At 71.8% G+C, this 12,805-nt stretch carries 13 protein-coding genes; 7 read left to right on the top strand and 6 right to left on the bottom strand.

Translation table 11 applies throughout. The features are described 5' to 3' along the window. Nucleotides 1–10: 10 nt before the first annotated feature. The 4 genes from E1181_RS05345 to E1181_RS05360 are packed head-to-tail and all read right to left on the bottom strand — an operon-like array spanning nt 11 to nt 4,467. The gene (locus E1181_RS05345; protein WP_132672773.1) at nt 11–1,303 is read right to left on the bottom strand and encodes a protoporphyrinogen/coproporphyrinogen oxidase; all 1,293 of its coding nucleotides are present in this window, start codon (nt 1,301–1,303) and stop codon (nt 11–13) included. Beyond that, complete coding sequence (locus E1181_RS05350) at nt 1,300–2,223, bottom strand: UbiA family prenyltransferase (protein ID WP_132672774.1); 924 nt, start codon at nt 2,221–2,223, stop codon at nt 1,300–1,302. Before E1181_RS05350 ends, E1181_RS05345 begins: the two co-directional genes overlap by 4 nt. After that, on the bottom strand, nt 2,213–3,331 hold the full coding sequence (locus E1181_RS05355) for a DegT/DnrJ/EryC1/StrS family aminotransferase (RefSeq protein ID WP_132672775.1): 1,119 nt from the start codon (nt 3,329–3,331) through the stop codon (nt 2,213–2,215). The genes E1181_RS05350 and E1181_RS05355 overlap by 11 nt, the downstream gene beginning before the upstream one ends. Next, complete coding sequence (locus E1181_RS05360; RefSeq protein ID WP_235876401.1) at nt 3,331–4,467, bottom strand: DegT/DnrJ/EryC1/StrS family aminotransferase; 1,137 nt, start codon at nt 4,465–4,467, stop codon at nt 3,331–3,333. The genes E1181_RS05355 and E1181_RS05360 overlap by 1 nt, the downstream gene beginning before the upstream one ends. A gap of 262 nt (nt 4,468–4,729) precedes the next feature. Between E1181_RS05360 and E1181_RS05365 the strand changes: the two genes are divergently transcribed. From E1181_RS05365 to E1181_RS05390, 6 genes are read left to right on the top strand one after another with little or no spacing between them, the layout of a single operon-like run. Next, nucleotides 4,730–5,692: a Gfo/Idh/MocA family oxidoreductase gene (locus tag E1181_RS05365; RefSeq protein ID WP_132672777.1), complete on the top strand. Its 963-nt coding sequence runs from the start codon at nt 4,730–4,732 to the stop codon at nt 5,690–5,692. Further along, nucleotides 5,682–6,521: a sugar phosphate isomerase/epimerase family protein gene (locus tag E1181_RS05370; RefSeq protein WP_132672778.1), complete on the top strand. Its 840-nt coding sequence runs from the start codon at nt 5,682–5,684 to the stop codon at nt 6,519–6,521. Before E1181_RS05365 ends, E1181_RS05370 begins: the two co-directional genes overlap by 11 nt. Next, nucleotides 6,521–7,804 carry a M20/M25/M40 family metallo-hydrolase gene (locus E1181_RS05375; protein ID WP_132672779.1) on the top strand — a complete coding sequence of 428 codons (1,284 nt, stop codon included), beginning with the start codon at nt 6,521–6,523 and terminating at the stop codon, nt 7,802–7,804. The genes E1181_RS05370 and E1181_RS05375 overlap by 1 nt, the downstream gene beginning before the upstream one ends. Next, nucleotides 7,788–8,855 carry an Ldh family oxidoreductase gene (locus E1181_RS05380; protein WP_132672780.1) on the top strand — a complete coding sequence of 356 codons (1,068 nt, stop codon included), beginning with the start codon at nt 7,788–7,790 and terminating at the stop codon, nt 8,853–8,855. The genes E1181_RS05375 and E1181_RS05380 overlap by 17 nt, the downstream gene beginning before the upstream one ends. Next, a complete protein-coding gene (locus tag E1181_RS05385) occupies nt 8,855–9,739 on the top strand; it encodes a Gfo/Idh/MocA family protein (protein ID WP_132672781.1) in 885 nt (294 codons plus the stop codon). The genes E1181_RS05380 and E1181_RS05385 overlap by 1 nt, the downstream gene beginning before the upstream one ends. After that, nucleotides 9,736–10,191, top strand: a complete 456-nt coding sequence (locus tag E1181_RS05390) for a DUF6917 domain-containing protein (protein ID WP_132672782.1) — start codon at nt 9,736–9,738, stop codon at nt 10,189–10,191. Before E1181_RS05385 ends, E1181_RS05390 begins: the two co-directional genes overlap by 4 nt. Nucleotides 10,192–10,316: 125 nt before the next feature. Here the strand turns inward: E1181_RS05390 and E1181_RS05395 are convergent, their stop codons facing one another. Together E1181_RS05395 and E1181_RS05400 are read right to left on the bottom strand one after the other, a co-directional pair. Next, on the bottom strand, nt 10,317–11,582 hold the full coding sequence (locus tag E1181_RS05395; protein ID WP_132672783.1) for a nucleotide sugar dehydrogenase: 1,266 nt from the start codon (nt 11,580–11,582) through the stop codon (nt 10,317–10,319). Then, nucleotides 11,579–11,890, bottom strand: a complete 312-nt coding sequence (locus E1181_RS05400; RefSeq protein ID WP_132672784.1) for a hypothetical protein — start codon at nt 11,888–11,890, stop codon at nt 11,579–11,581. The genes E1181_RS05395 and E1181_RS05400 overlap by 4 nt, the downstream gene beginning before the upstream one ends. Before the next feature lie 274 nt (nt 11,891–12,164). Here E1181_RS05400 and E1181_RS05405 point away from each other — a divergent pair, with 274 nt between their 5' ends. Continuing rightward, nucleotides 12,165–12,761 carry a hypothetical protein gene (locus tag E1181_RS05405; RefSeq protein WP_132672785.1) on the top strand — a complete coding sequence of 199 codons (597 nt, stop codon included), beginning with the start codon at nt 12,165–12,167 and terminating at the stop codon, nt 12,759–12,761. Nucleotides 12,762–12,805 lie beyond the last annotated feature (44 nt).

The following is a 12,805-nucleotide window of genomic DNA, read 5'->3' on the forward strand; positions in this document are numbered from 1 at the left end:
AACTCCTTCGTCAGACCGGAACGGCGGCGCCGAACCTGCTCAGCGCCCGGGAGGCGGCCAGCGCGGCGGTGCGGACCGCCCCTTCGCTGTGCGGGCGCAGGTTCACCCAGTCCCCCGCGTAGTCCACCGGCCCGATCGCGCGTCCCCGGAAACCCGGCAGCGCGGCGAGGGCCGCCGGGGTGCACTCGGGCAGCGCGTGGGCGTGGCGGTGCACGTGCGCCGCGCCGCTGACCGGCAGGTAGCGCCGCGCGGCCTCGATGACGCGGGAGACCACCTCGTGGTCGGGCGCGGCGAGGAGCTCCGGGGTGGATTCAGCGTTGACGACCGCCGTCACCATCCCCTTGCCCGCCGGCACGCGATCCGGGTGCTTGAGGTGGTCGAAGAGGATCGCCGCCAGCAGGTCCTCCTCGGCGCGCGGGGTGATCAGCAGGTAGGGCCTGCCGGGCAGCGCGACCGGGGCCTCGAGCGGAATGGCCACCTTGATCGCCGAGGTGAAGGTGCAGGCGGTCAGGAATTCCGCTTCCGCCGCAGGCGGATTGGCGTGCAAGGCAGCGGCGACGGGAGCAGGCACGCACAGCAGCACCTGCCGCGCGGTGATCACGCCCTCCCCCACCCGCAGCCGCGCGGAGTCACCGCCGGAGACGACTTCGCTCACCGGCCGCCCGATGACCACGTCCAGTTCGGCGGCCATGCGACGGCACGGCTGGTCCATGCCCTCCCGGTAGGTGCGCCAGGTCGACGCGCTGCCGACCGCCTGCTGCATGCCGAGCAGCACCGCCGCCGAGGACCGCCGCGGGTCCCAGAGGCAGAACGACGCGGCGGGTTGGAGCAGGTAGTCGTGCACGTCCGGGTGGTGGCGGGAGGCGAGCGCGGTCACCGTGGCATCGCCCAGGCTCGAACTCTCCGGGCGCTCCGGGTCGATGCGCGTCGGCAGCCGCAGCAGGTCCAGTCGTGCGCGCGGGGACAGCCCGGCTCCGGTGAGCAGGCCGCGCGCGGAACCGAATCCGAGGTGCGCCTCGCCGTCCCGCCACATCGCGATGGGCCTGCCGATCGGCGGCACGTCGGACGGGCGGAAGTTCAACCGGCGCAACAGGTCCCAGGTCGCCGGGTAGCCGCGCGGGGAGATCTGCTCGGCGCCGGTGTCGATCGCGCAGCCGTCGACGCGGGCGGTGGCCATGCGCCCGCCGATCCGCTCGGCCGCTTCGTAGACCCGCACGTCCAGCCCGGCGCGACGCAGTTCGGTGGCGGCGGTGAGCCCGGCGATGCCCGCCCCCACGACGGCCACGTCCACGTCGGGGCTCATCCGATCGCCACCAGGACGTTGGCCAGCACCAGCAGGGCCACGCACGTGCGGTGCGCGGTGAAGCCGAGCTTGCGCGCCCGCATGATGTCCCCGACCGCGAAACCCAGGTGGTACTGCCGCGCGCGCAGCGCGGTGGCGGGCAGCACCAGCAGCGCGAACCACCACGGCGCGACCCCGGTCACCGACGCCAGGGCGCCCAGCAGGAACTCGCCCACCGACAGCGCGCCTATGAACCGGGCGTTGCCGCGCTCGGTGGTCAGCGCGGCGACGGTCGGACGGCCCACGGCGCGGTCGCCGTCGACGTCGTTGGTGTTGGAGTACACCCCGAACATCAGCGGGCCCATGCCGAACAGCACCGCCTGCACCAGCACGAACCCGGAGAACTCGCCGGTGATCAGACCGTGCGGCGCCAGCACCAGGGTCATGCCCAGCACCACCAGGAACGCCTCCTGGAAACCGCGGTAGCTGAGCTTGAGCCCGTAGGAGTACTGCAACGCGGCGGCGAACACCACGACCAGCAGCACCACGCTCCACATCGGACGGTGCGGAGCGGTCAGCACCGCCGCCGTCCACAGGGCGGCTCCGATCGCCGCCGCGCCCCAGGCGAACCGCAGCGCCTGCGACTCGGTCAGCGTTCCGGCGACCAGCGGTTTGCGGAGCTTCTTGCGCAGCCTGTCATCGGGTCCGTAGTTGACCAGGTCGCTGCCGTCTCGGTAGCCGGTGACGTCGTCGAACGCGACACCGGCCACGATCACCGCGACCTCGCCGAGCAGGAACAGCAGCAGCGTCACCGGTTCCGCGGGTGCCGCGGAGGCGACGATCAGGATGCCCAGGTAGTAGTCGTAGACGTCGAACTTGCCGAGCCGCAGGTAGTCCCGAACGCTGCTCGTCGGGCGGGGCGCGACGACCTCAGCGGTCATGCGCACCCCCGCTGAACTCGCGCACGGCGTCGGCGACGCGCTCGACCTCGGTGTCGGACAGGTGCGGGTACACCGGAAGCGCCAGGATCCTCGCGCAGGCGCTCTCGGCACCCGGCCACCCCTCGCCCACCGGGGCGTGCGGCGCGAACGCGGGCTGCTCGGGCAGCGGGCTCGGGTAGTACACGTGCGAACCGATCCCGCGCGCGGCGAGGAACGCGCGCAGCTCGTCGCGCCGGTCGCTCTGCACGCAGTAGACGTAGTAGCACCGGCCATCGCGCCCGGGCGGCGGTGGGACGACGTCGGGCAGCGGGGTGAAGCACGAGGTGTAGTGGTCGGCGATGTCGGCGCGACGCGCCAGCCGTTCGGCGAACCCGGAGTAGCGGTAGGTCTGGAACGCGGCCTGGATCTCGTCGAAGCGGCTGTTGGTGCCCACCACCTCGTGCACGAACCGGGTCCGCTGACCGTGGTTGCGCAGCATCCGCACCCGGGCCCCCAGCTCGGCGTCGCGGGTCACCACCGCACCGCCCTCCCCCGGCATGCCGAACGACTTGACCTGCACGAACGAGTAGACGCCCGCCTCGCCCCACAACCCGGCCGGAGTTCCCGCCAGGACCGCGCCCTGCGCGACCGCGGAGTCCTCGACGAGCCGCACCCCGCGCGAGGAGGCGATCTCGGTCAACCGGGGCATGTCGGCCATGACCGAGAACATGTGCGCGGGCATGATCGCCTTGGTGCGATGAGTGATCCGCGCGGCCACGTCCTCGGGGTCGACGACCGCGGTGCGCCGGTCGACGTCGGCGAACACCGGCTGCGCGCCAGCTTCCAGAACGGCCGAGGCCAGCGGAGCGCACCCGAAGGCCGGAACCACGACCTCGTCACCGGGACCGATCTCCATCGCGCGCAGCACGAGCCCCAGCGCGCTGGTACCGCTGCCGCAGGCGACGACGTCGGCCGCGCCGAGGTCGTCGCGCAGCATCTCCTCGAAGACCCGGGTGCGCTCGCCGAGGATAAACTTCTGCTCCGGTGCCACGCCGATCTCGCGGATGAGGTCGAGCATCACCTTGCGGTCGTTCTCGAACAGGTCGGCTGGGAAGAACGGGATCTCCATCAGGGCCTCCCGGCGTAGAACTCGCGGATCGTCGCGCACACCCCGTCGACCTGCTCGGGCTCCAGGTCGGCGTGCAGCGGGAGCGCGAGAGCTCGGGCGCTGGCGGTCTCGGCGCGCGGGAAGTCACCCCGGCGGTGGCCGTGCGCGGCGAAGCACGGCTGCAGGTGCAGCGGTGCCGGGTAGTAGACCTCGGTGCCGATGCCCCGCTCGGCGAGGTGCTCGGCCAGCGCGTCGCGGAGCTCCACCTCGATCAGCTGCACGTAGAACACCGGCGCGTCGCCGGGATCCGGCAGCGGCACGACACCGTCGAGGCCCGCTCGGTAGCGCTCGGCGAGTGCGGCGCGGCGGGCGATGTCGTCGTCGAGGTGCCGCAGCTTGGCCAGCAGGATCGCGGCCTGGATGTCGTCCATCTTGCTGTTGGTCCCCGCCATCGCGGTCTCGGTGGAGATCGCCGGGAAGTCGTTGAGGGTCCGACCGACCCGCCCGTGGTGGCGCAGCGCCGCGACGGCGTCGGCCACGTGGTCGTCGTCGGTGAGCACCGCGCCCGCGTCGCCGAGCGCGCCGAGCGTCTTGGTGGGGAAGAACGACAGCACACCGCCCGCACCGTGCAGGCCGGCGTGGACGCCGCCGTGGCGCATGCCGATGGCCTCGGCGCTGTCCTCGACCACCGTCAGCGCGAGGTCCCGCGCGACCTCGTTGATCCCGTCGACGTCGGCCATCCGGCAGAACAGGTGCGCGGGCATCACGAAGCGGGTGCGCGGTGTGGCGACCCGGGCGATCTCGTCGGGGTCCAGCGCGTAGGTGGCGGGGTCGATGTCGGCGAACACCGGTGTGCCGCCGGCGAGGACCACGGCCGTGGCGGTGGCGATGAAGGAGTACGCGGGGACCACGACCTCGTCGCCGGAGCGGACGCCGAGGGCCCGCAGCAGCAGGACCAGCGCGTCGGTCCCGCTGTTAACGCCGACCACCCGACGTGCGCCGGTATATTCCGCGAGCGCGGTTTCGAGTTCGCCGACCTGCTCCCCGTGGGAGAACTTCCCGTTGTCGAAGACGTCGCAGATGCGGCCGCTGATCTCGGGCCAGAGCCTTTCGAAGGTGCGCGCCTGGGTGAAGAACGGAACAGGTCCTTCCGCCACTCCCCCAACGAATTCCGTCCCGAGGGACACCGTCGACCAACCCCCTGTGAAGCGCTCGGTACCGCTGCCGGACCTAGATCGAACCTAACGAGTCCTGATCGTCTCCGACGGCTGGAAGAGCCATCTTCACTCCTTCCAGTGAGACACCGTTTTTCCGTCGGCAGAACGACTTCCGGCTCCCGAGGTGATCTGTACAGTCGGCCGGAGCCCGGGATCTCCAGCGCTCCCACTCCACCTACTGGTCCACAGAGGACATCGAACGATGCTGCAACCCTTCGTGATCGGTCTCGGCCGTGCCGGGTCGGGCCTGCACCTGCGGGTGCTCGCGCAGGCCCGGGAGGTCGCGTCCGGGCTGTTCGCGCCCGGTCCCGTGGTGGCCTGCGATACCGACGCGAGACGGCACCGACCGGATGTCACCACGACCGACTCGATCGCCGCCGCGACCGCGCTGCTCGACCCGAACCGGACCGTCGCCCACGTCTGCACGCCGCCGCAGGGGCGCGCGGCGGTCCTCGCCGAACTCGCCGAGCACGGCTTCCGACGCATCATCGTCGAGAAACCGCTGGCCACCGATCTGGACGAGCTCGCGGCGATCACCGCGTTGCGCGAGAGGCACGACCTGGACATCGCGGTGGTCAGCCACTGGCTCGATTCCCGGCTCACCGAGCACCTGACCGGGCTGGTCGGGCGCGGCAGACTGCGGTCGATCACCTTCGACCAGGACAAACCCCGCTTCGCCCGGTCCTGCGCGACCAGCGGGCACCCGACCGCGTTCGACGTGGAGCTGCCGCACTCGCTCGGCGTCGTCCTGCGGCTGGCCGGGGCCGCCGAGCTCACCGAAGCCGAGTGCGCCGACATGCGCTTCGCCGACACCGTGCTGCCCAGGCTGGGCAGCGCCCGGCTGGCGCTGACGCACGCGAGCGGCGTGCGCAGCGAGATCCGGTCCGACCTGACCGCGCCGATCCGGCGCCGCCGCATCACCCTCGAACTCGACGGCGGCCGGGTCGTCGGCCACTACCCGATCGGGGCCGACGACGACCACGCGCAGCTCGACATCAACGGTCGCAGTGCGGTTTTCCGCGACGACGCGCTGACCCGGTGGATGGTCCGCACCTACCTCCACCACCTCCGGCCCGCAGGCGAGCACGGCACCTTCGGCCTGCACGCCGACATCATCCGACTGCTCACCGCGGCCAAGGAGAGGACGCTCGCGCATGCGCGCTGACCAACTCGCCGGGATCGGCGACGAAGCCGCCGCCGCGCTGCCGGAGCAGATCGCCGCGATCACCGGGCTCGGTTGGTCCGGGATCGAGCTGCGCGCGGTCGACGGCCACGCGCTGGCCGACCTGGACTCCTCGCGGTTCCTGCGGGTGCACCGGGCGGTCCGGGCCGCCGGGCTGCGCGTGGTGTGCCTGGATTCGCGCATCGGCAACTGGTCACGTCCCATCACCGCGCCGCCGACGGCGGACCTGCGGGAACTCGACGTGCTGGCCGAGCGGTGCGCGAGCCTGGGCACCCGCTACATCAGGATCATGTCCTACCTCTCCGACGGGCTGGACGAACCGGAGTGGCAGGCGCGCGTGCTGGACCGGATCGCGCTGCTGAGCGACCGAGCGGCCCGCCACGGCGTGGTGCTGCTGCACGAGAACTGCTCGGGCTGGGCCGGTTCGGACCCCGAGCGGATGCTGCGGCTGGTGGACGCCGGTGGGCCGTGCCTGCGGCTGCTGTTCGACGTGGGCAACGGCGTCGATCACGGCTACGGCGCCGTCGACGTGCTCCGGCGGATCCTGCCGCACGTCGAGCACGTGCACGTCAAGGACGCCGTCGGCTCTCCCGGCCACGCCGAGTACGTGCTCCCCGGGGACGGGAACGCGCGGGTGCGCGACTGCCTGCGGATGCTGCTCGACCACGGCTACACCGGCGCGTTCTCCCTCGAACCGCACCTGCTCACGCGGCCGCACGAGGGACTGGCCGCCACCGATCCGGCTCCGTTCCTGCAGGCCGGGCGACGGCTGGAGGAGCTGTTGCAGGCCGCACCCACCGGCGTCGCCTGATGCCCTTCACCGACGACGACTGCGCGCTGCTGCTGGAACTGCTGGGCACGCCGACGGTCAGCCCGCTGGAGACTACGGAACCCCCGCAGCTCTGGCAGGCCCAGCGCCGCTACGCCCGCGCCGCCGAGGAGATCGGGTTCCAGGTGCTGCACCACGGCCCGCCCGATCCGAGGGTGCTCGACCGCTCCGACGTGCCCGAGGTCGTGCGCCGCGCGGGACCGGGCTTCCTCGACGCGCAGCCCAGCCTGCTGCTGCGCCTCGGGCCCGACCTGCCGCGTTCGGCGACGGTGATGTTCAACGTGCACCTGGACACCGTCGCGGGCCTCGAACCCGCCGGTCTGCACTCGGGGCGGTTCACCGGGCGTGGCGCGATCGACGCGAAAGGCCCTTCGGTCGCGCTCCTCTCGGGAATCCGGGACGCCCTGGCCACCGAACCCGCGCTGGGGCGCGATGTCTCCGTGCTGGTGCAGGTGGTGTCGGGCGAAGAAGGCGGTGCGATGGGCACCTTCGGCACCCGACCGCTCGTCGAGCGCGGTCACGTCGGCAGGCTCAACATCTGCTGCGAACCCACCGGCCTGCGCTACCTGCCGCGATCCACGGCGTCGATGACCGCGCGGATCCGGGTCGACGGCCACGGCTCGATCGACGACCGGCCCGACGCCGGCCACAACGCGACCGTGCTGCTCGGGTTCCTCGCCCAGCACCTGGCCGACAGGCTCGATCCGGCCGACCGCTCCGGCCGGTTGTGCGTGGCCGGACTGGGCACCGGCGACCTGCACAACCGCGTCTACGGCTCCGGTGACCTGCTGCTCAACCTCACCTACGCCACCACGGCGGAAGGAGCCGACGCCGAGGTCGCGCTGGACCGCGAGGTGGAGGCCGGGCTCGACCGGTTCCGGGAGCTGTTCGCCGGGAGCCGCGAGTTCGCCCGCACCGCGCGGGACGCGGCGGCGATCACCCGCGTCGACTGGCTCAAGCGCGGCCTGCCCTGCCTGGACAACAGCGACCCGTGGGCCGAGGACCTCCTCGCCCGCTCCGGCGCGCAGCGCTGGCCGGACGACGAACCGGGCTTCACCTGCGACGCGATCTGGCTGCACGACCTGCCCGGCAGCTACACCGCCGTGCTCGGGCCCGGCCGCCTCGACACCAACAACGCCCACGCCGAAGGCGAGTACGCCGACCGCGCCGAGCTCGAGGAGTTCGCGGCCGTCGTCTCGGCCGTGCTCACCGGATTCGCCCGGCAACGCACCGGAGAGGAACACCACGATGCACCCGCAGCCTGACGTCGTGCAGGTCCCGCACGAACGACTGCACCGCCTGGTCACCGAGCAGTTCCGCGCCCGCGGCGTGCCCGACGATCGCGCTCAGCTGGCGGCCTCCGCGCTGTGCCACGGCGACCTGTGCGGCTTCGACTCGCACGGCGTGTTCAACCTGCCCCGCCTGTACCTGCCGCTGTTCGACGCCGGCCGCGTCGACCCGCGCGCCGAACCGGTCACCCGGACCGATCTGGGCGCCTGCGCGACGATCGACGCCGGACGTGCGCTGGGCCTGTGGGCGGCGTCGGAGGCGATGGACGACGCGATCGAGCGCGCCCGGCAGCACGGGATCGGCCTGGTGTCGGTGCACGGCGCCACCCACTTCGGCTGCGCCGGTTTTCACGCGGCACGCGCCGCCGAGCAGGGCCTGATCGGTGTCGTCGCGAGCAACTGCGGCGGTCAGCGCATCGCCCGTCCCCCGCACGGCGCGCTGCCGCTGCTGGGCACCAACCCCCTCGCGGTGGCCGCGCCCGCGTTGCCGGAGCACCCCTTCCTGCTGGACATGAGCACGACCGTGGTGCCCACCGGCAAGGTCCGGGTCGCCGCCGGTGACGGTGCGGCGGTTCCGCAGGGATGGTTGGCCGACGACACCGGGCGCCCGGTCACCGATCCGAGCGCCTTCGACAACGGCACCGCCCACCTGCGCTGGCTCGGCGGAGACCCCGACACCGGCGCCTACAAGGGATTCGGCCTCGGGTTGGTCGTCGAACTCCTCGCCGCCCTGCTGTCGGGTTCCGCCCTCGGCCCCACTCGGGAGGCGCTGCTCGGCGACGCCGGGCGCGACGACGACATCGGCTACTTCGTGCTGGCCATCGACGGTGAGCGGCTGCGCCCCGGTTTCGCCGAGGCCGCGCGGGCGATGTTCGGCGCGGTGCTCGACTGCCCGCCCGCGGGCGAGGTGCACTACCCGGGCTGGTGGGAGGCGGAGCGGGCGGTGCGCCGGCGGCGGGACGGCGTTCCGGTCCGTCGGGAACTGCTCGTGCAGCTGCTCGAACTCGACGAAGCGGTGGTCGGCTGATGCGCCGCGTCGCGGTCGTCGGACTCGGCGCCATCTCCGCGTACTACCTCGCCGCCGTCGAGGCCGAACCGGAATGGCGGCTGAGCGCGGTGTGCGACGTGCGCCCCGAGAAGCTGCGCGGGTTCGCACCGGAGGTCCCGGGCTTCCAGGACCACCGGGAGCTGTTCGAACGCGTCGAGCTCGACGCCGTCGTCGTCACCGCCCCCAACGACGTCCACGCCGAGGTCTGCCGGGACGCGGTGCGGCACGGCATCGCGGTGTGCGTGGAGAAACCGCTCGCGGTCGCCCTGGCCGACGCCCGCGAGCTGGTGGACCTGTCCAGGCGGCTGGGAGTTCCGCTGCTGACCTCCTTCCACCGTCGCTACAACGACAACGTGCTCCGACTGCGCTCCGAGGTCGCCGCGCGCGGCGGGGTGACGGCGATGCGGGTGCGCTACCTGGAGCGCATCGAGGAGCACATCGGCGGCGACACCTGGTACCTCGACCCGGCCCGCTGCGGAGGCGGGTGCGTGGCCGACAACGGGCCCAACGCCTTCGACCTCGTCCGGCTGTTCCTCGGCGACGTCGAGCTGGCGCACGCCGTGGTCAAGCAGGAGCGCGGAACCGACCGGCAGGCCGTCGTCGAGCTGGAATCGACCTCCGGGTTCCCGGCCGTCGTCGAGCTGGACTGGTCGCACCCGGGCGAGACCAAGGACGTGGAAGTGCTGCTGGCGGACGGAACTCGGCTGCACGCCGACATGCTGGCCGGGCACCCGGGGTTCAAGAACTCGCTGTGGCACGAGTACCGCGGAGTGCTCGACGCCTTCGCCTCCACGACCTGCACCGACCCCGGTGGTCTGGCTGCGCTGGAGCTCGTGCACTCGGTCTACCGGGAGGCGCGGTGAACCCCGAGGAGGACGGTCCGAAGAGGACGTTGACGGCACGGGTCGTCAAGGTCCTGGTGCATCACCGCCGCGAGCGCGGCATGTCGCTCGAACCGCACGCGAGCCGCTGCGTCAGGGCCGGTGACGTGCACGAACTCGTCACCACCGACCACGTCGAGACGGCGTCGGGAGCGCGCATCGACCGGGTGGCGTTCCTCGGCTTCGCCGAGTTCGACCACGGCGGCGTGATCGACCGCGGTGACCGGCTCCGCATCGCAGACCGCGTCGTCGGCACCGTGCTCGGCTTCGACGCCTGTCACTTCCCCAACCACTACAACATCCTCATCCACACCGAAACACCGCTCAGCGGAGGCGATCTGGACCTGCGACCGGAGGAGCAGCTGACCTTCGCCCAGCCTCCGGAAGCCACTGCCTCAGGTGTGGGGCTCAGCTCGCACCGCCGCGGGTTCTGAGGCGGTTCTCCTGCGAGGACGCGCCGACGCCGCGTGTTGGACTGCATGAGTCGGCGCGCCCGGAGCAGGAGGACCGCAGCGCTTTCCCGTTCGGGAGGTTTCGGCCACCCGCACCGCGACAACGCTCAAAGGTGCTGCACGTTCTCGCCTGCGAGCTTGCCTCGGGTGTCCAGCAGCAGGCACCGCGAGGCGACCAGCCGCACCGGGTCGTAGCAGGAGTGGTCCTGCAGCACGATCGCGACATCGGCCTCCCGCAGACCTTCGTCGAGGTGCTCCACGCGGTTCAGCGGCCGGCCCACGACCTCGAACCCCGGCACGTGCGGGTCGTGGTAGGCGACCTCGGCACCGGCGCGCAGCAGTCCGGCGGCGACCGGAACCGCGGGCGTCTCGCGGATGTCGGCGATGTCGGGCTTGTAGCTCACCCCCAGCAGCAGCACCTTGGCTCCGTCGACGGGCGCACCGCTGTCGCGCAGCAGCTGTTGCGCCCGGGACACCACGTGCTCGGACATCCGCTCGTTCACCTCGCGGGCGGCGGCCAGCGTCCGGAACGCGAAACCGGCTCCTTCTGCGGCGCTGTGGAGGTAGACCGGATCGACCGGGATGCAGTGGCCGCCGACACCGGGCCCCGGCTGGAAGGGGGCGTAGCCGAAGGGTTTGGTGCCCGCGCAGTGCAGCACGTCCCACACGTCGATGCCGATCCGGTCGCAGAACAGCGCGACCTCGTTCACCAGCGCGATGTTGACGTAGCGGTAGGTGTTCTCCAGCAGCTTGGCCATCTCCGCCTCGCGCGTCCCGCGCGACACCACGAGGGTGTCGATGAAGCGGCCGTAGAACGCCACTCCGTACTTGGCGCACAGCGGGGTCACGCCCGCGACCACCTTCGGAGTGTTGCGCACGCCGAACTGCGGATTCCCGGGATCGATGCGTTCCGGCGAGTAGGCCAGGTGGAAGTCCTCGCCCGCGCGAAGCCCGCTCCCGCTCTCCAGGATCGGGCGGACGACGTCCTCGGTGGTCCCCGGGTAGGAGGTGGATTCCAGCACGACCAAGGTGTTCGGCCGCAGGTTCTCCCCCACCGCGCGCGCGGCCGCGCGGACCGAGCTCAGGTCGGGAGCCCCGTCGGTGAGACCGGTGGGCACGCACAGCACGACGGTGTCGGCGTCAGCGATCACCGACGGTTCGTTCGTGGCGCGGAACCCCGTGGCCACCATGTCGGTGACCGCGGAGTCCGGGACGTCGGCCACGTGCGAGCGACCCGCGTTGAGACCCGCCACCACCTCGCCGGAGATGTCGAAACCGGCGGTGCTCATGCCGGTCTCGTGGGCGCGGGCCAGCAGCGGCAGACCGACGTACCCCAGCCCGACCACGACCAGGTCGAGTCGCGGATCGGTCATGCCTGGAAGCCGCCGAACGCCGGGAGTTCGTGCGCGCCGTGCCCCGGGGCCAGCTCGATGCCCGGCCCCGTGCAGGTGGGCGTCGGGTGCAGCGTGATCGCGCGGTCCGTGTCGTTGATGACCACGTGAGTCCCGGTCGGCAGCGCGTGGCAACCCTGCGGGTTCTGGAACTTCTCCACGGGGACGGCTGCGTCGGCGATGAACACCAGGACCTGGCCGGACGGGGCCTGCGCGCCGGCCGATCCGACGACTCCCATCACCAGCAGAGCGGAGGCGAGCAGAACCGATGCGATGCGTCGAATTCTCATGTCATGTTCCTTTCCCCGATTGCTCATCGCGGAACTCCCGCGATGAGGCGCGCTCCGCCCAGGGCGTCTTGAGCTGGAAACCCCGGGAAAACAGCGGACCGGACTGTAGCAACGGCCGAAAACCCGCGCAGGGAGAAGAGATCTGCATCAATCGCAACGCATGGATAGTGCGCTCGATCGTGCGACTCGGACTGCCGCCGGAACGGAACCGTGCTCCCATTCTGAATCGAAGGACGGTCCTTCAACCCTTTGTGAACGAAGGAGTTCAATTCGCATGCTCTCCAAATTCGGGAAGAAGTCCGGCATTTTCGGCGCGACCGCCGCGCTGGTCGCCGCTCCGCTGATCGCCGCCACCGTGTCGGCGCACGCCGAACCCTCCCCCGCTCCCGAGGCCAAGGCGCTGCTGTCGTGCGACATGGCCGGAACGGCCGCGTTCTCCCCGGCCCTGTCGACGAACCCCGCCGGCGCGGACACCCAGCTGAAGGTCGAGGGTGAGGCGACCAACTGCGCCCCGGCCAGCCGTGCGGCGGAGGGCGTCGTGAGCGCGACGTTCTCCGGCGACATGGCGGGCAAGATGTCGTGCACCTCGCTGCCGCGCGGCGTCGGTGGCGACGTCGACATCACCTGGAAGTACGAGGACGGCAGCACCAAGACCAGCAAGGCGAACTTCGAGCTGAACCTCGAAGGCGACCTCACCAACGCGACCAAGCCCGCGGGCGGCGCGTTCACCGGCAAGACCACCTCCGGTGAGTTCGCCGAGGCCTCCCACAAGGGCAGCGCGCAGTTCGACCTCGCCTCGGCGGCGGGCGGCTGCCTCGCCGGGGGTCTGGACTCGCTCGACTTCGCGGGCAAGTACGAGCTCAGCCAGTAGGTCCGCGGGCGATGCGAGGGGCGGAGCTGCGGCTCCGCCCCTCG

It is taken from the genome of Saccharopolyspora terrae, assembly GCF_004348435.1.
In the GTDB taxonomy this organism is placed as follows: Bacteria; Actinomycetota; Actinomycetes; order Mycobacteriales; family Pseudonocardiaceae; genus Saccharopolyspora; species Saccharopolyspora endophytica.